At 71.7% G+C, this 22145-nt stretch carries 12 protein-coding genes; 2 read left to right on the forward strand and 10 right to left on the reverse strand.

All coding sequences use genetic code 11. The features are described from left to right. Positions 1–19 precede the first annotated feature (19 nt). The 5 genes from ACTWO6_RS19670 to ACTWO6_RS19690 all read right to left on the reverse strand — a co-directional run bounded on the left by ACTWO6_RS19670 (position 20) and on the right by ACTWO6_RS19690 (position 5281). Positions 20–1024 (reverse strand): hypothetical protein, encoded by a 1005-nt coding sequence (locus ACTWO6_RS19670; RefSeq protein WP_446215298.1) that lies wholly within the window; start codon positions 1022–1024, stop codon positions 20–22. 30 nt (positions 1025–1054) lie between these two features. Then, positions 1055–1654: a TlpA family protein disulfide reductase gene (locus ACTWO6_RS19675; protein WP_446215299.1), complete on the reverse strand. Its 600-nt coding sequence runs from the start codon at positions 1652–1654 to the stop codon at positions 1055–1057. Further along, positions 1651–2082, reverse strand: a complete 432-nt coding sequence (locus tag ACTWO6_RS19680) for a hypothetical protein (protein ID WP_446215300.1) — start codon at positions 2080–2082, stop codon at positions 1651–1653. The genes ACTWO6_RS19675 and ACTWO6_RS19680 overlap by 4 nt, the downstream gene beginning before the upstream one ends. Positions 2083–2153: 71 nt before the next feature. Further along, complete coding sequence (locus tag ACTWO6_RS19685) at positions 2154–4211, reverse strand: M6 family metalloprotease domain-containing protein (RefSeq protein ID WP_446215301.1); 2058 nt, start codon at positions 4209–4211, stop codon at positions 2154–2156. Positions 4212–4390: 179 nt separating this feature from the next. Beyond that, positions 4391–5281: a dihydrodipicolinate synthase family protein gene (locus ACTWO6_RS19690; RefSeq protein WP_446215302.1), complete on the reverse strand. Its 891-nt coding sequence runs from the start codon at positions 5279–5281 to the stop codon at positions 4391–4393. Positions 5282–5576: 295 nt separating this feature from the next. Between ACTWO6_RS19690 and ACTWO6_RS19695 the strand changes: the two genes are divergently transcribed. Further along, a complete protein-coding gene (locus tag ACTWO6_RS19695; protein ID WP_446215303.1) occupies positions 5577–6803 on the forward strand; it encodes a PucR family transcriptional regulator in 1227 nt (408 codons plus the stop codon). 58 nt (positions 6804–6861) lie between these two features. On the opposite strand, the gene ACTWO6_RS19700 is transcribed toward ACTWO6_RS19695, so the two are convergent. After that, entirely contained in the window at positions 6862–8778 is a 1917-nt protein-coding gene (locus ACTWO6_RS19700; RefSeq protein WP_446215304.1) for a Xaa-Pro dipeptidyl-peptidase, read from the reverse strand. A gap of 422 nt (positions 8779–9200) precedes the next feature. On the opposite strand from ACTWO6_RS19700, the gene ACTWO6_RS19705 reads away from it, so the two are divergent. Then, on the forward strand, positions 9201–11627 hold the full coding sequence (locus ACTWO6_RS19705) for a M14 family metallopeptidase (protein ID WP_446215305.1): 2427 nt from the start codon (positions 9201–9203) through the stop codon (positions 11625–11627). Between the two features lie 410 nt (positions 11628–12037). On the opposite strand, the gene ACTWO6_RS19710 is transcribed toward ACTWO6_RS19705, so the two are convergent. From ACTWO6_RS19710 to ACTWO6_RS19725, 4 genes are all read right to left on the reverse strand, one after another. Next, positions 12038–16096 carry a ThuA domain-containing protein gene (locus ACTWO6_RS19710; protein WP_446215306.1) on the reverse strand — a complete coding sequence of 1353 codons (4059 nt, stop codon included), beginning with the start codon at positions 16094–16096 and terminating at the stop codon, positions 12038–12040. A 193-nt stretch (positions 16097–16289) separates the two neighbouring features. Continuing rightward, positions 16290–17474, reverse strand: coding sequence for a multicopper oxidase domain-containing protein (locus ACTWO6_RS19715; RefSeq protein WP_446215307.1), 1185 nt, complete (start codon positions 17472–17474; stop codon positions 16290–16292). Next, complete coding sequence (locus ACTWO6_RS19720) at positions 17471–18436, reverse strand: sugar phosphate isomerase/epimerase family protein (protein ID WP_446215308.1); 966 nt, start codon at positions 18434–18436, stop codon at positions 17471–17473. Before ACTWO6_RS19720 ends, ACTWO6_RS19715 begins: the two co-directional genes overlap by 4 nt. Before the next feature lie 20 nt (positions 18437–18456). Continuing rightward, positions 18457–21612 (reverse strand): OmpL47-type beta-barrel domain-containing protein, encoded by a 3156-nt coding sequence (locus tag ACTWO6_RS19725; protein ID WP_446215309.1) that lies wholly within the window; start codon positions 21610–21612, stop codon positions 18457–18459. Positions 21613–22145 lie beyond the last annotated feature (533 nt).

The following is a 22145-nucleotide window of genomic DNA, read 5'->3' on the forward strand; positions in this document are numbered from 1 at the left end:
CCGCCGCGGGGCTCGCGGCTCAGCGGATCCGGTTGGCCCACCGCCAGTTCGACAGGAAGCCGTGGGCACGGCCACCGAAGAAGTAGGACCACGCCGGGCTCGCGACGTAGGGTCCGATCTCGTCGAACGTCGCCTTCGCCTCGGCCCGCCGGTCGGAGAGCGCGTAGGCGAGGGCGAGCCAGTTGCGGCACACCATCGCGGCGGCGTGGGTGGGCGGCCCGGCCGCCTGCCACTTCGCCACGCACGCGTCGAGCTCCCGCTGCACCTGAGGGCGCTGGAAGTAGCGGCGGCAGGCGAGCAGCCCCTTCGGCGTCGGCGTGCCCCAGTTGAACTCGCGCATCGCGTACTCGAAGTGGGCGAAGACCGGGAGCATGGTCACGCCCGCGCCGGGCGGCGCGGCGGCGGCGGTCGCCCGGGCCAGCCTGAACATGGCGTCGTGCGAGCCGAACCATTTCTCGCAGTGGAAGCTCACCGCCGCCAGGTGGGCCGCGAAGTTGAACCGGTCCCGGCGCCGGACCTCGGCGAGCGCCTCGGCGAACTCCTCGTGCCGGGTGCGGCCGCCGGCGAACATGGCCCACAGCACGTCGATCCAGGGCACCGGGTCGTGCGGCGCCAGCGCGATCGCCTGCCGTCCCGCCGCGGCCGCCTGGGCCGACAGCTCGGCGAAGCCGACGAGCTGTTCCCGGGTGGTGTCGGCCGCCGGGGCCGAGCCGCGCGCCCGGCTCGCCCGTTCCGCGAGGGTCGACGCCCAGATCGCCGCCGCCGTCGGGTCGTCCGGGATCGCCGCACGCCAGGCGTCGAGCCAGGCTCCGTCGTCCGCGGCCGCCACGCTCAGCGCCGCCATCCGGCGGCCCCGTCGTTCCCAGTCGGCGCCGGCGGCCTCGACGACGTCCTGAGCGGCCTGCCAGTCGCCGGCGAGCGCCTTGTCCCGGGCGGCCCGCAGGTCGTGGTCGTCGAGGGCCGGGTCGAGGTCGGCGGCCGACTCGACGGGCTGCGGACCACGGTTGAAGAGACTTCGGAACACCGCGGGAGCATAGCGACCACGGCGGACCGGTCAGGGGGCCAGCACCAGTTCGCGCAGCTTGCCGTCGAGGGTCGATGCGTCAACGCCGCCCGGCCAGCCCCGCAGCAGCGCGCCACCCTTGGCGACCACTGCCACAGCCGGTGGCTCGCGAACGGCATACGCCCGCCAGATCCCGCCGTCCTCGTCGGACACGACCGGATACTCCACCCGGTGATCCCGCAGGTACCGCTGCAGATCCCCAGGCTTGTCCTCGGTGGCCACCCCGACGAACACGACCTTGTCCCGGTGGGTGCGGGCCACCTCGCTCAGCGCGTCCTGCCGCTGCGCACACGTGGTACACCAGGAGCTGAAGAAGACCAGCACGACAGGACGGTCGGCCCACAGGTCGGCGAAGGCGATGCGGCTGCCGTCGGTGAGCCGGCCGGTGACGGCGGGCGCGCGGGGCGAGTCGGTCGGGGCGGGCCGTAGGGCGAGCCCGTCCGGCACCGGGCCGGGCAGTACCGCGGCCCCGCCGGCGATCGGGGCGGCCGGGGGCGCCGATTCGTTGCGGGTGAAGCAGGCTGCCGAGGTCAGCACGGCGCCGAGCGCCAGCGCCGCGGCCACCAGCCGGACGGCGTACCGGCGGGTCACGACGGCACCACCGCGACCAGCGCCGGCCCCTCGCTGGTGTTCCTGGTGAGGTCGATCGGGGGACGCCCGTCGACGACGAGCCGGTAGCTGTCCCGGGCGGCGACCGTGACCGGCACCGCGAACTCGCAGTACGTCGGGACGCGCGCCACCTCCAGGTCCTCCTCGAAGGTCGCCACGGACGTACCCGGAGACAGCGATCCCTCGGCCAGCGTCCGGCCGGCGGCGTCGATCAACCGGAAGGGCGCCCGGTTGTGGAAGTAGGTGTAGGGACCGGTGCCGGCGCAGTCGACGCCTTCCGGCCGGATGTTGATGTCACGTACGAGCACCCGTACGGTCATCGCCGACCGGGCCTCCTCAGCGCCGGCGCAGGCGGTCAGCGCGCCGGTGAGCAACGACGGCAGCAACAGCGCTGCCAGCAGGCGCCGCATCTGTCCTCCCAGGTCGTCGGGGGCCCGGGGCGGGGGCGCGGTGCACCCCACCGCCCCGGGCCGTGACGCGGTCAGCTGATCAGTGCCCGGGGGCGTTCGACCCGGCACTGGCTGGTCACGGTCTTGCTCGGGTCGCTCTCCGACGTCGCGGTGAGCTGCACGAGGGTCGTCGCCGTCGCGGTGGCGGTGGCGCCGACCGAGACGTTGACCTTGGTGGCGTCGCCGAACTCGGCCGTGGCCAACTCGTTCGGCAGTTCCACCCGCCATCCCTCGCCGGCGACGGTCGCCGAGAGGCGGTACACGTCGGACGTCAGGTACGCGCTGACGTCCTCCGGGTGCTGCGGCTCGCCCGCGACGTACCTGCCGGTGTTGGTCAGGTCGAACGAGCAGGTCACACCCTTGCCGGCCGGCTCGCCCCAGGTAGCCACGGAGCCCTTCGAGAGCGCCACGCCGTGCTCGCTCGGGCCGGCCCCGTCCAGGGACCGGGCCGCCACGGTGTACGACAGCGTCCCGTCGCCGTCCCGACGGAGGTTGAGCACGTAGAAGTGCAGGCGGTTGGCCTCGTCCACGTACTCGTACTCGCTGCCGGAGTTGGCCCCGGCGTGGAACAGCGCGTCCGACAACTGCCGGTAGTCACCCATGGTGATCTTCTGCGGAGTGCCGTTCGGCTGGTAGAAGTCGACCATGTCGATGTCCTGCGGGTTGGCGTCGACGACCCACACGAACGGGGCGCTGTCCGCGTTCTTGGTCTTGCTGATCAGCACACCGCTGTCCGGGGTGAACGAGTCCGCACCCATCCGGTCCACGACCTCGACGGTGTAGTTGTTGTACCGGCCACCGTCGCAGAGCGGGTCGGTGGTGACGCTGCACGACGGGGACCGGTCCTGGTTCATCGCGATGTTGATGCCGGTGAGCCCGTTCGGACCAGCGTCCACCGCACGGGCGGTGACGTCGGCGACCACCATGCCGGAGGAGGCGAGTGCCTCCCGCGACAGCCGGAGCACGTGTTCCTCGCCGAGCAGGCCGATCTTCAGCTTGTCCCGCACGGTGTGCAGCGAACCCATCGAGCCACCGTTGACCGGTGGGATCTGCCACCGGGTGTGCGGGCCGCCCGGACCGTTGAACGAGCCGCGCGACATCATGCTCCAGATCCCGGTGTACGCGCGGCGCAACGGGATGCCGTACGGGTTGTTGTAGTTGTCCCCGATGCTCAGCAGGTGGCTCAGCTCGTGCGCGTAGACACCCATGCCGGAGCTCTCCGCCTGCGTCGACGAACCACCGCCCGCGTTCGGCCAGATGGTGGAAGCCGCCTTCCAGGACGTCCACTCGACGTACCGGGTCTTCGCGTAGTTGGGCAGGCTGGGGTCCGGCGGGCCCCACGCGTCCGGCACGTCCTCCTTGGTCTGGAACATCATCTGGCCGAACTCCTGCCAGGTCGAGGACTCGTCCTGGCCGGCCGAGAGGATGAAGACCAGCTCGAAGGAGTTGGCCACCGCGTCGCCGACCGCCGCACGCCAGGCGCCCAGTCCGTCGGTACGGATGTTCCGGCCGCACGTCTCACCCGACGGGCAGGCGCCGGGGTTGAAGCCGTTGTCGATGCCGTACTGGTACGACTTCGACGGCATCTCGTAGGGGCCGAAGCCGGTGAGGTCCACGCCGTACCGGCCGTTGGAGTCCTGCATCCAGTACTCGTGCAGGGTGTGGCCCTTGTTCAGGTCGTTGGGCTTGTTCAGGAACTCGGTGTAGAACGGCGCGACCCGGTCGCGTGGCACGTTCGCCGCGCTCGCCTGTGGATTGCCGAAGACCGAGGAGCCGGCCGGCTGGGTGATGACGAACGGCTGGTCCACGTAGTCCAGCGTGACCAGGGCGATCTTGAAGTTGCGCATCGAGCCGCGCACGGTCGGGTCGGCCCAGTCACGGTTGGGGACCGGGACGTAGTTGTCCCAGGTCATGGTGTCGGGGTTCTGCCAGCGCTGCGGGTCGAGCACCTGGAAGGGGACGATCCCGTCCGGCGGATCGCCCGGCGCGGCGGAGGCCGGCCCGGCCGACCCGGCCGCGACCAGCACGGTGGCGACCGCGGCGGCCAGCACCGAGCGCCACACCGCACGTCTGGTGGACAGAAGGTGCATTGAGTCACCTCTCATGTCGGGGCGGAGGGGGCGGGGCGATCCGGGGCAGGCGCTCGCCGCCCCGCATGATCACGCCCGATCCCGAATCTAGGAGCCGGCCGGCGGAGCGGTCACCGTGCAGATGTCGGCAGGTGGACTGGCGACTTCCGACACGTGCAGGACGCCGTCCGTGAGCGCGGCTACCCGCCGGCGGCGGCCCGCACCGCCCGCCGCAGGTCCCGGCACAGCCGCTCCTCGGTCTCCGGCGGCAACGCGCCGCGGGGCGGCCGGCACGGCCCGCCGTACCGGCCGACCAGCCCCATCGCCAGCTTCACGGCCTGGACCACCTCGGTGCGGGCGTCCCAGCTGAGCAGGGGGTGCAGCTGCGCGTACAGCGGCAGCGCCGCCGCCAGGTCGCGGGCCGCGCAGAGCCGGTGCAGGCGCAGGCAGAGCCGGGGCAGGGCGTTGGGGCCGTGCCCGATCCACCCGGTCGCGCCGCACGCGGTCAGCTCCAACAGCACGCCGTCGGCCCCGACCAGCACGTCGAGGTGGGGACACAGGTCGCGGACCCGGTGCAGCCGGCGTACGTCGTCCGCCCGCGCCGCCACGACGCCGTCGATCTCGGCGACGCGGGCGAGCAGCTCCGGGGTCAGGTCCACCATGGTCTCGACCGGATCGCCGGACACCACCACCGGCAGCCCGACCGCGGCCACCTCGCGGTAGTGGGCGACCACCTCGGCGGCGCCGGCCGGGTACCCGACCGGCGGCGGCGCGAGCACCGCCTGCGCCCCTGCGGCCTGCGCCTGCTCGGCCCAGCGCCGGGACTGCCGGCTGCCGTACCCGCCGACACCCGGCACCACCGCGCAGCCGTTCGGCGCCGCCTCGACGGCGGCGCGGACCACGTCGGCGCGCTCGCCGTCGGACAGGGCCCGGTACTCCCCCAGCGGGCCGCACGGCGTGACGCCCTGGCAGCCCTCGTCGGTGAGCCACCGGACGTGCTCCTGGAGCCGGTCGTAGTCGACCGCGAGATCGGCCCGGAACGGCGTGGGAACGGCGACGATGACGCCCTGCCAGGGCCTGGTTGCGGCCACGACGGTGTTCCCTTCTCGGACCCTCCGTTCGCGCGGCGTACCCGAGACGGGACGCCCGCTCTGGCCCCTCGGGCCGGCACCCGCACACGTTAGGGGCGTCGCCGGCTGGGGTCTTCCGACAGATGCCGGAACCGTCCGGAGCGGAGCGGCTACGGCTGTCGCGGTGCCGGCACGGGGGATTGCGCGTTCGCCAACATCATCGGAAGGTAAGCCAACGGTCCTACCAGCACACTCCCGGCCCGGGCCGCGCGGAGACCGCGTCGGGACCGGGCCGGTCCGGGGGGAGCGCATGCGCGTGGAACTGCAACGCATCGTCGACCGGGTCGCGGCGCGCGTCAAGCGGCCGGCGTTGATCGAGGACCGACGCCAGCGGGTCGTCGTCTACAGCGAGCACACCGGGGTGATCGACGGGGTACGCCGCAGCTCGATCCTGCGCCGGCACACCACCCCGGAGGTGATCGCCTGGGCGCGGGAGATCGGGATCATGGAGGCGCGTCAGCCGGTACGCACCGCGGCCTGTCCCGAACTGGACCTGCTGCCCCGGGTGTGCGTGCCGATCCGGCACCAGGACCTGCTGCTGGGCTTCGTGTGGTTCATCGACGCGGCCGACGGGATGACCGACGACGACATCTCGGTGGTGACCGAGGCGATGCCGGACCTGTCGCTGGCCCTCTACCGGGAGAACCTGCTCGGCGAGCTGACCTCGCAGCGGGAGGCGGAGGCGACCCGGACGCTCCTCGTCGAGTCCCCGGAGGCTCGGTGCGAGGCCGTCCGGTCGCTGCTGACCGACGGCGTGGTGGCCCGCGACGGCCAGGTCACCGCCCTGGTCGCGCAGGTCGTCGTGGCCCCGGACGAGGTGCTCGACGACGCGGCTCGGATCGCCCTGGAGCACGCCCTCGTCGCCACCCGGCAGTGGGTCGGCTCCCGCGAGACGCTGCACCTGGTCCGGCACGACCACGGGGTGCTGCTGCTCTGCGGCGGGCGGACCACCGGCCGGGTGGCGGCGGGGGACGCCGCCGCGCACCTCGACCGGGCCCTGCGCGCGGCCACCCGGGGACTGGCGTCGGTGGCCCGCACGGTCCTCGGGATCGGCGACTCCCGACCGCGCCTGTACGACAGCGTCCTGTCGTACCAGGAGGCGTTCCAGGCGGCCCGGGTGGGTGTCCAACTGCCGGCCCTGGGCCCGCTCGTCGCCTGGTCCGAGCTGGGCATCTACCGTCTGCTGTCCGGTGTGGACGCCCGCCAGCTGGACGCCGCGCGGGTGCACCCCGGGCTGGGCCGGCTGCTGGACGACGAGGCCCAGCAGGTGCTGCTCGAGACCCTGGAGGCCTACCTCGACCTGGCTGGCAACGCCCACGCCACCGCGGAACGCCTGCGGTTGCACCGGACGACGCTGTACTACCGGTTGCAGCGGGTGGAGCTGCTCGCCGACACCGACCTGAAGGACGGCAACGAGCGGCTCTGCCTGCACCTGGCCCTGAAGCTCGGGCGCCTGACCGGCCGGTACCAGCCGGGGCGGTAGCCGGCGTCGCGGCCGGACGGGGCAGGGCGCCGGTGCCGGGCGCCCCGCCCCGCGCCTCCTACAGGCCGGCCGCCACCGCCGCCGTCCGGCCACCGACGACCGGCAGGGTGATCCGGCTGCGGTCGAAGTGGACGGTGATGTGGGCCCGGTTCTGCTTGGCCCGGCTGCTGTAGCCGGAGTATGAGCCGAGCAGGACCACACCGATCTGGTGGCCGGCGTCGAAGACGTAGTCCTCGGGGAGCAGGTTCAGGTCCACCGCGGCCTTCTGCCCGGGCACCAGCGGCGTCGACACCGACGGCGAGTCGAGGTTGAGGCCGTCGATGATGCCCTTGGTCACCAGCTCCTGCGGGTTGCTGGCGACGGTCTTCTCCGTCTTGCGGTAGCAGGCGTTCTCGGCGAAGCCACCCCAGTCGGCCGGCTCGCCCCAGCAGTCCTCCTCGGTCAGCGTCCGGATGCCGTCACCGGAGGTGCTGAAGCGCTGGCGGGTGCCGTAGTCGACGAGCAGCCCGGCGAAGCTGGTGTCCTCGCCGTCGACGGAGGCGTTGATCCGCACGATCGGGGTGCCCGAGATGTGCAGGGGCGCCTTCAGCGGCGCGGATAGGAACACGAGCCGGTTCTCGGTGTTGGCCAACGGATCCGACGGGTGCCGGATGGCGTTGGTCTGGGTCATCGTGGGGGTGTCCTGGAAGGTCGCCGACGCGTCGCCGGGACCGGACCGGACGGACAGCCCGCCGGCGTTCCCGGTGGCCGGCGCCTGGAGGAACACCTGGGTCGGCTGGGTGTCCGGCAGCGGCCAGGTGTGGGCCGTCTCCCAGACGTCCGGCGCCCGCTCGATGTCGACAACGGGTTCCCGCATGATCCCGTTGTCGATGCCCTGGAGCCAGTGGTCGAGCCAGCGGTGCAGGGTGTCGACCCACGCGGCGCGGCGGAAGTCGAACGGGTCCACGTGGCCGGTGCCGGTCAGCCAGAGCTTGCGCGGCACGCCCTGTTCGCCCAGCGCGGCCCACCACTTGCTGAAGTGGTCCGGCCGGACGTTGTCGTCGTTGATCCCGTGCGCCACGAAGACGCTGGCCCGGACCCGGTCGGCGTGCGGCACGTAGTCGCGCTCCGCCCAGAAGTCGTTGTAGTCCCCGGTGACGTCGTCGCCGCCCTGCCCGAGGGCCGCCCGCACCGGCGCGCAGTACGCCCGGCGGGCCGGGTTGGTGACCGTGTTGGCGAGGCTGCCCGAGTAGTTGTTCGCCCGGGTGACCAGGCCGTTGCTCCGGGAGTAGTCGTACCAGCTCGAGATGGCCGAGATCGGCACGATGGTGGTCAGCCCGTCCACCCCGCTGGCCGCGGCGGCGTTGGCCAGGGTGCCGTCGTACGACTTGCCGATCATGCCGGTGCGGCCGTTGTGCCAGTCGGCCACGACCTCCCGGCCGGCGGCGTCGAACCCGGGCCGACGCCCGTTGAGCCAGTCGATCGCCGTCGGGGCGCTGATGTTGTCGGCCCGGCCGCCGGTGACCGGGCATCCGGTCGAGTTGTTGGTGCCGATCATGTCGAGCAGGATCACCGCGTAGCCGCGCGGGACGAAGTAGTTGTCGTAGAAGAGCGGCCATTTGTCGTTCAGCCCGTCCCCGTCGACGTCGGCTTTGCATTCGCTCTCGTTGCCCCGGCAAACCGTCGAGTAGTACGGGCTGGCATCCATCACCACGGGAACCTTGAGTCCGTTCTCGCTGGCTCTCGGGCGCATGATGTCCATGGCCACGACATCGCGCGCGCCGTCGCCGTCCGTGTCGACGTCGGAAGTGACGAAGATCCGTTCCCGGACCGCGTCGGCATATCCGAACACCGGTTGGGTGACACCGCTTTCGATCACCAACCCGGGCCGCTCGTCGGCGCCCGGCTGAGCCAGCGCGCCGGTCGCCGGCAGGCCGGTGACCACGACCGCCAGGGCCACCACCGAGGCCCGCCAGGCATGTCTTCCGCTTCGCATTTGCGTGCTCCTCCTCCCCGCACCGGCCGTCGACCAGCGGGTACGGCCCCGTCGGCATGGACGACAGGGGCGACCGCCGCGACGGTCGCACCGAACCTACGAATCGACGCGCGGCCGGGTCATCGGACACCTGTGGAAGATGCCCGCCGTCGTCTCCTACGCCTGTCGTACGATCGCCGCCCGTCATTGACAGAGCGCGCCACGTGAGTTCAGGATTGGCCAACCCGCCGGCCAGTCGTCCATCCAGACGCCCACCGATGTCAATTCCTGACACCGGGTTGCCGTTCGCCGCACCGGTGCCGGTCATCGATTTCGTCACCCCTCATCCGTTTGGTCGCGCCGGGCGTCCGGAGCACCGGGACGTCGATTCCGCCGACCGTCGAGGCCCACAGTTTCCGTACCGACGAACAGAAGGGGCAACGATGCGAATGCCGAGCTTCGGTGACCGCCGCTGGCGGGCACCCGTCGTCGCGATCGCGGCCGTCTCCGCCGTGCTTCTGGTCAGTCCGGCCGCCGCCGTCACACCATCCGTCGACGGGGTCGGCGGGAGCGCCGAACTGAACCGGCTCCCCGATGAGGAGGCGAGCGTGGTGGAGGTCCTGCTCGCCGACCGCAACGAGTTGGACGCTCTCGTCGCCACCGGCGTCGACCTCGACCACCACGCCTCCCGCACCGAGCAGGGCCTCGTCGTCCACGCGGTGGTCACCCCGAGCGAGGCCGCAGCCCTGCGCGCCCGGGGCTACCGGCTCGGCGACGTCGTCTTCCGGGCCACCGACTCCGCCGACCGGGTCGAGGAGCGCGAGGCGATCATCGCCGCGCACAAGGCGGAGAACCAGGCCTTCACCGCGGCCCTGGAAACCTCGGACGCCTCCGACGTCAGGATCATCCGTGCCGACTACTACACCTCCGGCACCAGCCAGATCCTGTCGGTCGAGGCGAAGTGGGCCCAGGGCCAGACCTCGACCAGCACGCTCACGGTGGTCCGGGACAGCGGCCCCGACACGGAGCTCGGCTCGGGTGGCACCCAGACGATCTCCCGCTTCGTGGACGCCGGCGTCTACCTGTACCACCGGGGCGCGGCGGCGGTGACGACCCGCCCCGACCGGATCCGAATCACCAGCCCGACCGGCGGGACAGCCGTCGCCCAGGTCAAGGAGTGGTTGCCGATCCCGGCCGACGACCCGGAGGGCCCGGGCTACCAGAAGGACTTCATCTCCAGCTACCTGACGCCGACCGAGCTGTACGCGCGGATCCACCAGCTCGCCGCCGAGTTCCCGGACCTGGCCGAGATCGTCGAGCTGCCCTACAAGACCAACGGCTACCGCCGCAAGGCGCAGGCGGTGCTCGGCACGGCGAACGCGAGTCGGGTCGGGATCGACTCGCTGGCCTGGGGGCATCAGGGCGGCAACGACATCTCCGTCGAGCTGGTCGGCCCGGGCGCCGCGAACCAGCCGCTGGCGGTGACCGTGGCGGGCAGGGACGTCCGGGTCAGCCTGGCGACGAACGCTGGCGGCACGGTGACCAGCACCGCCGCCGAGGTCGTCGCGGCGCTGAACGCCAACGCCGGATCACTGGTCAGGGCGTACACCTATCGCGGCAACGCAGGCACCGGCGTGGTGGCGCCCACCGCGCGCACCATGCTGACCGACGGCCTGCGCGCTCCCGCGAGCGTCTCCCGCGACCCCCACCCGATGTACGCGATCCGGATCGGCAAGCACCGCGACGGGTCCAGGATGGGTGTCCTCGCCTACGCCCAGGAGCACGCCCGCGAATGGGTGCCGCCGCTGGTCGCCGTCGAGACCGCCGAGCGGCTGCTGCGCAACTACGGCCACGACGGCCGGACCAAGCAGCTGCTCAACAACCTGGACATCTGGATCGCCCCGTCGATCAACCCGGACGGCGGCCACTACTCGTTCTACGACTTCGCCTCGCAGCGCCGGAACATGACGAACCACTGTCCGCTGACCGGGGCGGCCGACGCCCTGGCGCGCAACTCGTGGGGGGTGGACAACAACCGCAACTATTCCGAGTACAGCCTGTTCGACGGTTACTCGGGCGCGTCCAGCAGCTGCACCGGCGACACCTACGCCGGGCCCAGCGAGCTGTCCGAGCCGGAGAACAGGAATCTCGACTGGCTGGCCCAGCACCGGAACATCAGGTTCTCCATGAACCTGCACTCCTCCGGCAACTACTTCATGTGGTCGCCGGGGGCGTACGCCACCCCGGGCCGGCTCTCGGCGCCACGACCGACCCTCGCCGAGGAGTCGTTCTTCTGGGGGGCATCCTCCCGGATCCTCACCGCGATCAAGCGGCACCGCAACATGGCGGTGACGCCGGCGCGGACCGGCCCGATCTCGGACGTGCTGTACTCGGCGGCGGGGAACTCCGGCGACATGCTCTGGTACAAGTACGGCATCTACGCCTGGAACTTCGAGGTCGGCACCTCGTTCCAGCCTGCGTGGGACGAGGCGCACCAGGAGACGATGGAGTTCGCCAACGGCCTCGTCGAGCTGCTGCGGGTGGCCCGGGACTTCGACACCGACCACCTGCGGCCGAACAGCGGCCTGTCAGTGAACCCGAGCACCACGCCCGGCATGGTGGACGTGACCTTCACGGTGAGCGAACCGGCAGCGGTCTTCTACACTCTCGACGGCGGCGCACCGACCTACTCGTCCACGCTGTACGCCTCCGCCGGCATCCGGGAGGGCGGGGAGACGCTGAGCGTGCCCGCCGGGACCGGGATCCACTGGTTCTCGGTGGATGCGGCCGGCAACGTGGAGAACAACTACCGCGCTGACGGCACCGGCCAGAACTTCCGGAAGGGCAGCGCCGTGCTGCCCGCCGGGTAGCGGAATCCGGCACGGTGCCGGGTACGGGGCGCACGCCCGGTACCCGGCACCGTGCCGCTGCTCTCCGGGCCGGTCGCCGCCTCGTTCCCGCTCAGCGCGATCGTCACCGAGCAGGGCTGCGCACCGGTGTGCGGCCGGGAGGCGATCGGGCAGGCGCAGCGCAACCTGCCACTGCGGCGGCCCCAAGGTCCCGGACGTCGGCCCCGGCCCGGACCGGATCTGCATGATCCACTTCCGGGACGACCAGGGCCAGACCCAGGACGGCACGTTCGAGGTCCAGGCGAAGTCCGACGGCGCCTTCGACCCCGACCACAGGCCCGAGTCCGCACAGCCACGGGCACCGGCGCGGGCTGAGCCGGACACGCGGGTGCCGGGCACGGGGGGTGACCCCGTGCCCGGCACCGGTGCGACTACAGCTCCCGCACCCGTACGTCGCGGAATTCGATCAGGTCGTTGGTTCCGTGGTTCTGCAACCCGACGAACCCGCTGAGGAACTGGCGCAGGTCGGTGGGCGGGTCGCCCTGGCGGGACGACGCCTTGCCGGGCGTGTTGTCGAACTCGTTGATCACCACGCCGTTGCGGATGATCGTGTAGTGCTGCCCGACCACCCGGACCTCGTAGTCGTTCCACTGGCCCTTCGGGGTCACCCCGGCCTGGTCCAGCCCGCTCGGATCGAAGTTGTAGATCGACCCGGTCTTCTGCGGCTCGCCGGTGGGCCCGTCGTAGATCTGGATCTCGTGGCCGCAGTAGATCGCCACCCAGGCCTGCGACGTCCGGGCCGACCCGACCGTGCCGCAGCTGCCGGCCGGCCGCTGGTCCAGCGGGGTCCGCGGATCCGGGAACCGGGTGAAGACGCCGCTGTTGGCGTACACGCCGTCGGCGGAGACGTCCCGGAACTGCATCCGCAGCGAGAAGTCGGCGAAGTCGTCCTTGGCGTACCAGAGCATGCCGAGCCCGCCGGAGCTGCGGATCGACCCGTCGGGTCGCAGCGCGAACGACCCGCCGGGCGCCTGCCGCCAGTCGGCGAGCGACTCCGCCGTGCCGTCGAAGAGTGACCGGTAGCCGGGGATCTTGCCGATCTCCGACTGGGCGGACGCGGTGTTCAGCTTGGTGGCCTCCCGGTTGTCCACGACGCCGTCGGCGCGGAGCTGGTTGACCACGTCGGCGACGTGGCTGACGAACTGGCCGTGGTTCGGCCAGCCGCGCTCGTCGTCGATCAGGTCGTTGATGGTGCAGTCGCCGCCGACCTCGTGGTTGGTCACCCCGGTGTCGGTGTCGAGCATCCGGACCGTCTTGCGGGCGTCCGGCGCGGCGCAGCCGGCGAACACCTGGATCTTCGCGGTGGCCACCTCGCCGTCGGCGTAGGTCACCTTGAGCGTGGCCTGGTAGGTGCCGTAGTCCGCGTAGGTGTGCGTCGGGTTCGCCTCGTGCGACGGCGCGCTGCCGTCACCGAAGTTCCACTCCCAGGCCACACCGCCGACGCGGGCGCCGGAGAACGCGATCGTCCTCGGGTTGCTCTGCGCCACGGCCCGGGCCATGGCGTCGCTCGGCCGCGGCGTCGCCGGACCACCCTGGTAGGCGACGCGGATCAGCTTCTGGTTCGAGTGCAGGCTGAAGAAGCCACCGGCGTAGTCCAGCATGTAGAGCGCGCCGTCCGGGCCGAACTTGGCGTCCATCCAGGACTGGAGCTGGGTGGCGCCGCTGCCGGACCGGATGATCTGGCGCAGGTCCTCGGCGAAGGCCGGCGGGCCATGGTCCTCGACCTTGGCGGGGTCGACGGTGACGGCGACCCGGTTGTTGGCGTTGGACTCGTCACCGATGAACCACTTGTTGTCCCAGTACGCCGGCCAGGCGACACCGCTGTCGGTGTCCACCTTCTCGCGCTGGTAGGTCGGGCCGTTCATGATGGCCTGGCCGCCGCCCTTGAGGTACGGCTGGGTGAAATTCTCCTCGCCCTGCACGTACGTGGGCAGCCCGCTGCCGTCGGTGCGCTTCGGGAAGACCGGGCCACCGCCCTGCGGTGAGTACCAGATCATGTTGTCCCGGGCCGGCGGGATGTTGACCAGACCGGTGTTGCGCGGCGACTCGTTCTTCAGGTTGTCGCAGTCGTACCAGCCGGTCAGCACGTTCGCGTCGGTGTTGCTCCGGTCCCGGTAGGGCTGCCGGTTGCCCATGCAGTACGGCCAGCCCTGGTTGCCCGCCGAGGTGATGATCGTGGCGGTCTCGTACTTCGCCGGTCCGAGGTCCGGGCTGGGGCCGCCGGCGTCGGGGCCGACCCAGGCGGCGGTCAGCCAGTGGTTGACCGGGTCCCAGGCGATCCGGGCGATGTTGCGCACGCCCATCACGTAGATCTCCGGGCGCGTCTTGCCGCCGCCCTCCTCCTTGCCGGTGAACAGGTTGCCCGACGGGATCGTGTAGCTGCCGTCCGCCTCCGGGTGGATGCGGAGGATCTTGCCGTTGAGGTCGTTGGTGTTGCCGGAGGTACGCCGGGCGTCCTGGAACGAGGTGCCCTGGTACTCCTGGGTCCAGTTGTTGCCGGAGTAGCCGCTGGACCCGCCGGAGGAGTTGCTGTCGCCGCTACCGATGTAGAGGTCGCCGCTCTCGTCGAAGGTCATCCCGCCGCCGGCGTGGCAGCAGCTGTGGATCTGGGTGTCCCAGTGCAGCAGGTCCTTGCGGGTGGCCTGGTCGATGGTCTGCTTCGCGGCGTCGTAGGTGAACCGGGAAACGGTCCGCTGGCCGATCCGCCGGTCCCGGTCGATGGACTCGTGGGGCATCCAGTAGGCGTAGACCCAGCCGTTCTGGGCGAACTTCGGGTCGAGGGTGATGCCGACCAGGCCCTCCTCGTTCTTCACCAGCTCACTGCCGCTGCCCCGGTTGCCCATCACGGGGAGCGTGGTCAGCAGCTTGGCCTGCTTGGTCTTCGGGTCCCACCGGTGGATCGTGCCGCAGCCGAGGCCGACCTTCGGGTCGTCCCAGCTGGCGATCGGCCCGGTCGGGCAGGCCGCCTTGCCGATGTAGTACACCGCGCCGTCGGGCGCGATGGTCAGACCGTGCGGCTCACCGATCTGGTCGAGCTGCCCCGGCTGGTTGGCGGCGGTGAGCCGCTCGATCCGGTAGTTCGAGGCGATGGTCGCCTGGCAGTCGCCGCGGACCATGCCGGTCGTCCACTTGATCGCGCCGGCCAGGTGGCCCTGGAACTGCTTGTCGCCGCTCCAGCTCTCCTCGGTGCGCCCCATGCCGGTGTAGAACGACCGGCCGCCGTCGTAGTCCTGGCACCAGGAGATCGGGTGGAACGCCCCGTTGCCGCTCAGCCCCGCGTTGTAGGTGCCCTCCTCGACCTGGGCGATGGTGTGGACCTTGCCGGTCGGGCTCGGGTCCCAGTTGATCCACTGGTCGGAGCGGGTCCAGGTCAGCGGCAACCCCTTGTTGGCCGGGTGCTGCCGGTCGGTGACGTCGACGACGGCCCGCTGCACCGTGCTGTCCGGGGCAGGGCCGGCGTCGGGTCCGATCAGCCACAGCTCGGCCAGCTGGATCAGCGGCTCCCCGCTGTTCGCGGTGATGTTCAGCCGGTAGTGCTGGTACGCCGTGCTGTTGGCGAAGCTGAACTGCCGGGTCTGGAACCGCTGCGGGAAGGTCTCCCCGGTCCGGGTGTCCAGGTCGGTCCAGGTGGTGCCGTCCTGGGAGCCCTGCAGGGTCCAGTTCTTCGGGTCCCGGCCGGGGAAGTCGTTGGCCGAGGTGAGCGCGTAGCGGGACACCACGACCGGCTTGGCCAGCTTGGCCGCGAGCCACCCGGTCGGGGAGAACGTCAGCCATTTGGTGCCCGTCGACCCGTCGATCGCCTTCGCGGCGGTCTCGTTCGGCGGGTTCTCGGCGCTCGCCGTGGCCGAGACCGGCTTCTCGGCGTTCGGCAGGCCGGCGGCCGGACGGGTGCCGATCAGACCGGTGAACCAGGAGGACTCCGGCTGGGCCCGCGCGGCGTCGTGGACGCCGACGAAACCGCCGCCGCCCTTGACGTACGCCTGGAAGGCCGCTTCCTGGGCGTCGTTGAGCGTCACCCCGTTGGCGGAGAGGAACACCACCGCGCGGTACCGGGCCAGGTTGCCGAAGGTGAACACCGCCGGGTCGGCGGAGTCGTCGACGGTGAAGCCGTGCTCGGCGCCGAGTTCCCTGATCGTCGTGGTCGCCCGGGCGACCGGGTCGTCCTGCTTGTCCACCGGGCCGTGGAAGACCAGCACCTTCACGGCCGCGGCGGCCGCGGCCGCGGCGGGCGCCGGATTCACGGCCTGGGCGGGCAGGGTCAGCATGCCGAGCGCCAGCGCGGCGCTCGAGGCCAGGGCGCCGGCGCGGCGGGGCGCCTTCGCGCGCCGCGGGACGGTCCCGGCGACCGGTGTCGGTGTGGTGGATCCCGTCGAGTCGGAACGAAGGCGTCCGACCCATCGGGAGAACCGGAAATGGCGTCCTTGAGCCATCTCGACTCCTCTGGTGTTGAGGGACATGGGTTTTCCGGATCGGTCATCCGGGGTGAGGCTGGGTGGCCGGATGACGGGGTGGGTGGTGGCGACCGAGGTGCCGGTCGGGTCGGGGGCGTGGCTGCTGGTCCTCGACGCTGGGGGCCGGCAGCCACGCCGCCCGGGTCACGGTGACCGCGGCGGGCACGGGTGGTCAGCCGTGCTGGTGCGCTCCGCCGTCGGTGGCGGGTTGGCTGTCGCCGGTCGGCTGGCCGGCGTCGGCGACGGCCGGGTGCTGGTGGTCCATCCCCGGCGGCATCTGCCCGTTCTCGTCGAGGACGTGCAGCATCGTCGACATGCCGGCGTCGGAGTGGAACTGCATGTGGCAGTGCAGCATCCAGTGCCCCGGTCCGACCGAGTCACCGGCCACCACCTGGACCCCGAAGGAGTCGCCGGGGCCGAGCGTCTTGTTGTCGATGATCGGTACGGAGTCGGCGAACGGTTGGCCGTTGCTCACCATCCCCGTCCGGGTGTCCGCCCAGGAGTGCCCGTGCAGGTGGAAGGTGTGCATGTCGTTGCCGATGCCGACGACGACGAACTCGACCCGCTCCCCCTTCCGGGCGACCAGGCAGGTCGGGCCGGGCTGCGGGTTCGCCGCGTCGCAGGTGTCGGTGGCCTCGCCCCGGCGCAGGTTGATGCTCTGCCGGTCACCGAAGGCGGTCACGTAGGTCCGGTCCGGCTTCGGGTCGCCCGGCCGGCGGACGACCAGCCCGCCGAAGAGGCCGGACGAGAGGCCCTGCGTACCGTGCGGCCCGCCCACCACGTGGTCGTGGTACCACCAGTAACCGGCCGTGCCCTGCGCCCCGGTCCTGTTGTTGCGCGGCGCGGCGTACCAGGTGTACGTGCGCGACCCGCCCGGCGGGACGAACGACTCGCTCTGCACCGTGCCGTCGGACTGCTGGGTGTACTTCACCCCGTGCACGTGCAGCGAGACGCCGAGCGGGTGGGCCGGGTTGGTGCGCAGCGCCGCCAGCGTCTCGGCGGAGACCTGGTTGTGCAGGGTGATGGCGAGGCACTCCCCCTCCATCATCTCCATGGTCGGCCCCGGGTAGGAGGCCGTCTCCGGGGTGAGGCCGTAGCCGAGCCGGATCTGCGTGCCGTCCTTCGGCAGCTCCACCGCGTAGAGCTGGAGGCTGCGGTCCGGCTTGACGCAGCCCTCGGGCCGTTCGGCGGAGAACATCCCCGTGCCGGCGGCCGCGAGGCCGCCGGCCCCGACCAGGGTCAGCAGCACCACCGCCGCGACGACCAGCAGGCGCCGCGCCCCGGAGCGGGGACGGTCGGGCCGGGCCGCGTCGGGTTCCGGGAGCGGATCGGTCTCCGCCAGTCGCCAGGCGCTCACCGGGCACCCCGCAGCTCCACCATGCGCTGGTAGCTCCGCTCTGCGGCGCCGAGCGACCCGGGCGGGTTGGGCTGGGCGTTCGGCCCGGAGTCCTGCTCCCACAGGTACTCGAAGCAGCCCCCGCCCTTCAGCTCGCCGAAGAAGTCGGCGAACGGGATGACCCCGGCGCCGAACTCGACGTCCAGGTAGGAGTTGCCCTGCTGGGGGTCGGGCAGCGGGACGCCGTCCTTGACATGGAACAGCGGGTACCGGTGCGGCTGGGCGTTGACGTAGTCGACCGGGCGGAAGCCGGGGTACTTCCGCGCCCCGCCGTACGCCCAGAGGATGTCCATCTCCAGGTACACGTACCGCGGGTCGGTGAGCTCCAGGAACAGGTCGTACAGCCGCACGTCGGGGCGGTCGACCGCGAAGCTGAACTCGATCGTGTGGTTGTGCTGGTAGAGCTTGATGCTCCGGGCCGCGGCGGCGGCGCCCCACGCGTTGAACTCCGCGGCGGCCGCCTGGTACCCGGCGATCGTGCGGTCGCCGGTGGGCGCCTGGGCGGTGCCGATGGCCGGCATGCCCAGGGTCTCCGCGACCTCGAGCTCCCACTCCAGGTTGGTCCGGAAGTCGTTCAGCCCGCGGTGGCTGCCCGCCGCCTTCAGCCCGTTGTCGTCCAGCAGCTGCCGGATCTGGTCCGGGGTGATGGCGCCGACGGAACCCTGGGTGTAGCCGGCGAACTCGACCTCCCGGTACCCGATCCGGGAGAGCTCCTCGAAGACCACCGCGAACCCGACCTGCGCGATCTTGTCCCGGACGCTGTAGAGCTGGATGCCCATGTGGCCGCGCGGGATCAGGTGACCGTTCGAGTCGTCCCCCGCCGTGGCGGGCAGGGCTCCGGTGAGGCCGGCGGCGGTGACCGCCACGGTGGAGCCGGCGAGCCCGCGCAGCAGCGCCCGGCGGTCGATCCTGTTCGTTGCCATGGTTGTTTCCCTTCGCTCGATCAGCAGCAGGTGGCCGAGTTGGCGGCGGAGGAGGCCGACCCGTTCGGGCAGCACGGGGAGAGCGGCGCGATCCGCACGTCGCGGAAGCTGATGACGTCGGCGGTGCCGTGGTTCTGCAGGCCGATGTATCCGCGTGCGCTCTGCCGTCCGGCCCCGCCGGGGTCGTCGGCCCGGGGCGGGCTGAAGACCGCGTCCGGGGTGTTCACGTAGTCGTTGATCAGCTCTCCGTTGCGGAAGACGGAGTAGTGCTGGCCGACCACCCGGATCTCGTAGTCGTTCCAGGTGCCCTTCGGGGTGACGTGGGCGCCGGCCAGGTCGACCCGGTCGAAGCCGTACACCGATCCGCTCTTGTACTGGTCGCCGTCGGGCCGGTCGAGGATCTGGAGTTCGTGGCCGTACTTGATGGCCACCCACTCCGGGCGCGGCTCGTCGGGGTGCGCGCGGACGTCCGGGAACCGGACGAAGACCCCGCTGTTGGCCCGACCGTCGCCGGGGGCGTCGTCGCGCCACCGCAGCTTCAGCGAGAAATCGCCGTACGCGCTGACCGGGAACCACAGCATGCCGAGCCCCGGCTCGGGCCGGCTGCTTATCGACCCGTCTGCGTTGCGGGTGAAGCCGCCCGCGCCGACGTGCTGCCAGCGGCCGAAGGACGCGGCCGTGTTGTCCAGCAGCGGCTGGTAGCCGTTCTTCTCGTCCGGCTTGCCGACGCCGGAGCGGGCCGCCGCGCTGACCAGGCGTCCGTGCTCCAGGTGGGTGATGACGCCCAGGTGGTGCAGGTGCTCGGCGGCCGCCGTCACGTAGGAGACGAACTCGCCGTGGTTCGGCCAGCTCCGCTCGTCCTCGATGACGTTGTTGATCGTGCAGTCGCCCTCGACCATCCGGTTTGGCACGCCGCTGTCCACGGTGCCGAGCCACACGGTCGGGCGGGTGTCCTTGACCGGGCAGTCAGGCCCGGGGCCGCTCGCCACCACGGTGAACGTGACCGACGCGGTTCCCGAGGTGTTGCCGGCCTTGTCGGTGGCCCGGTAGCTGAGGGTGTGTTGTCCGGGCTGGTTCACGGTGACCGGCGCCGTGTACCGGCTGTAGGGCTGGCCGTCGAGGGAGTACTCGATCCGGTCGACGCCCGAGCCCGCGTCGGCGGCCGACAGCATCACCGTGGCGCTGCCCAGGTAGGCGCCGTCGTCGTCGAGCTGGCCGGAGACGGCGGCGGTCGCGGTCGGCGGGGTGGTGTCGGCCGGCGGCGTCTGCACCACCGTGAACGACACCGTCTGCGCCGACGAGGTGTTACCCGCCTTGTCCGTCGCCCGGTAGCTGACCGTGTGCTGACCCGGCTGGTTCACCGTCACCGGCGCGGAGTAGCCCCCGTAGGGCTGCCCGTCGAGGGAGTACTCGATCCGGTCGACGCCCGAGCCGCTGTCCGTCGCGGACAGGGTCACCGTCGCGCTGCCGACGTACGCGCCGTCGGCGTCCTTCTGCCCGGTCACCGTCGCGGTGGCGGTGGGCGGGGTGGTGTCGGCAGGCGGCGTCTGCACCACGGTGAACGACACGGACTGGGCCGACGAGGTGTTACCCGCCTTGTCGGTCGCCCGGTACGACACCGTGTGCTGGCCCGGCTGGTTCGCCGTCACCGGCGCGGAGTAGGCGGCGTAGGCGCCGCCGTCGAGCGAGTACTCGATCCGGTCCACGCCCGAGCCGGTGTCGGTCGCGGACAGGGTCACCGTCGCGCTGCCGATGTAGGCGCCGTTGGCGTCCTTCTGCCCGGTCACCGCCGCCGTCACCGTCGGCGGCGTGGTGTCGGCCGGCGGCGTCTGCACCACCGTGAAGGAGACCGTCTGCGCCGACGAGGTGTTACCCGCCTTGTCCGTCGCCCGGTAGCTGACCGTGTGCTGACCCGGCTGGTTCACCGCCACGGGCGCCGAGTAGCCGGCGTAGGGCTGCCCGTCGAGGGAGTACTCGATCCGGTCCACACCCGAGCCGCTGTCCGTCGCCGACAGGGTCACCGTCGCGCTGCCCACGTACGCGCCGGTCGCATCCCGGTCCCCGGAGACCGCGGCGGTCACGGTCGGGGGCGTGGTGTCGGCGGGCGGTGTCTGCACCACCGTGAAGGAGACCGCCTGGGCCGACGACGTGTTGCCCGCCTTGTCGGTCGCCCGGTAGTTGACCGTGTGCTGGCCCGGCTGGTTGACCGTCACCGGCGCCGAGTAGGCCGCGTAGGCGCCGCCATCGAGGGAGTATTCGATCCGGTCGACGCCCGAGCCGGTGTCCGTCGCCGACAGGGTCACCGTCGCGCTGCCCACGTACGCGCCGTCGGCGTCCTTCTGCCCGGTCACCGCGGCCGTCACCGTCGGCGGCGTGGTGTCCGCCGGCGGCGTCTGCACCACCGTGAACGACACCGACTGCACCGACGAGGTGTTGCCCGCCTTGTCCGTCGCCCGGTACGACACCGTGTGCTGACCGGGCTGGTTCACCGTCACCGGCGCCGAGTAGGTGCCGTACGCGCCGCCGTCCAGGGCGTACTCGACGCGGGACACCCCGGAACCGGTGTCCGTCGCCGACAGGGTCACGGTGGCGCTGCCCACGTACGCGCCGGTCGCGTCCTTCTCCCCGGAGACCGCGGCCGTCACCGTCGGGGCTGTGGTGTCCGACCCTCCGTCGGTGACGACCAGGAGCCCGGTCATGCCGCCGTGTCCGGGGATCGAGCAGAAGTACCGGTAGGTGCCGGCCGTGAGGACCACGTCGACCGTCCACCGGCCCCCGTTGCTGTCCGACGGGTCGGCCAGGATGTTCACGTCGACATCGCTGTTGTACGCGGGGTTCCCGGTCTCGAAGGTGAGGGTGTGCTGCATGCCGGTGGTGTTGCCGGTGGCCGCGCTGTTCTCGAAGACGAGGGTGGCCGGTCCGGCCGTGGCGGTCGTCGGCGCGGACCGGTACGACAGGAAGTTGTCACCGGCGGTCCAGGTGAGGACCTGGGCCTGCAGTTGCTGCGACGCCGCGGTGGCCCCGGCCGTCGCCGGCTGTTCCGGATCGGTCGGACGTGCGTTCGCCGGGGACGCAGCCACGGCGGCGGTCAGCAGGAGGACCATCGTGGCGATGGTCGCCAGCGGCCTCCTGAGCCGGCTCAGGGTGAGCCGGCCGCGCGGTGGATGTGGATTCATGGATGCCTCTCTCACGGTCCGGGGGAACACCGGGCGGAGCGTGCGTCGGCCCGTCGATGTCAGGAGTGGTCGAAGCTGCCCGGCGGCCCCTCCCTGGCCGCGCGGGATCCCCGGCCGTGGCCGCTCGCCACGGTCGTCCGGTGTGGAGTGGTGGTGGTCCGGTGTCGGCGGCGGGCCGGATCGCACGCGGCATCGGACGCGGTTCCGCGTCGGAGCTGAGGGGTCTCGTCGGGTACGGGCGGACATCGGTCGAGCCTCGGCGCGTGCCCGCGCCGGGTCGCCGTGGTGCGGCGTTGACCCGGGGACGGCCATTCCTGGCCGGTCATGGCCTCCGGGCGGGTTGCGCCGCCTGAAGGGCCACTGGCGAAAACTACCGTGCCGGTAGTTCATCTCGGCGAAACATATTGACGGTGCTGACCCTACTAACTTCCGCACAGGGTGTCCATAGCTTTCGTCCATGCCGCATCTACTTTGCGCTATGGCAACGAAAGTGGTGCCAGGGGCGGGATTCCGCCCTCCCCCGCCACCGTCCG

It is taken from the genome of Micromonospora sp. IBHARD004, from assembly GCF_052814115.1.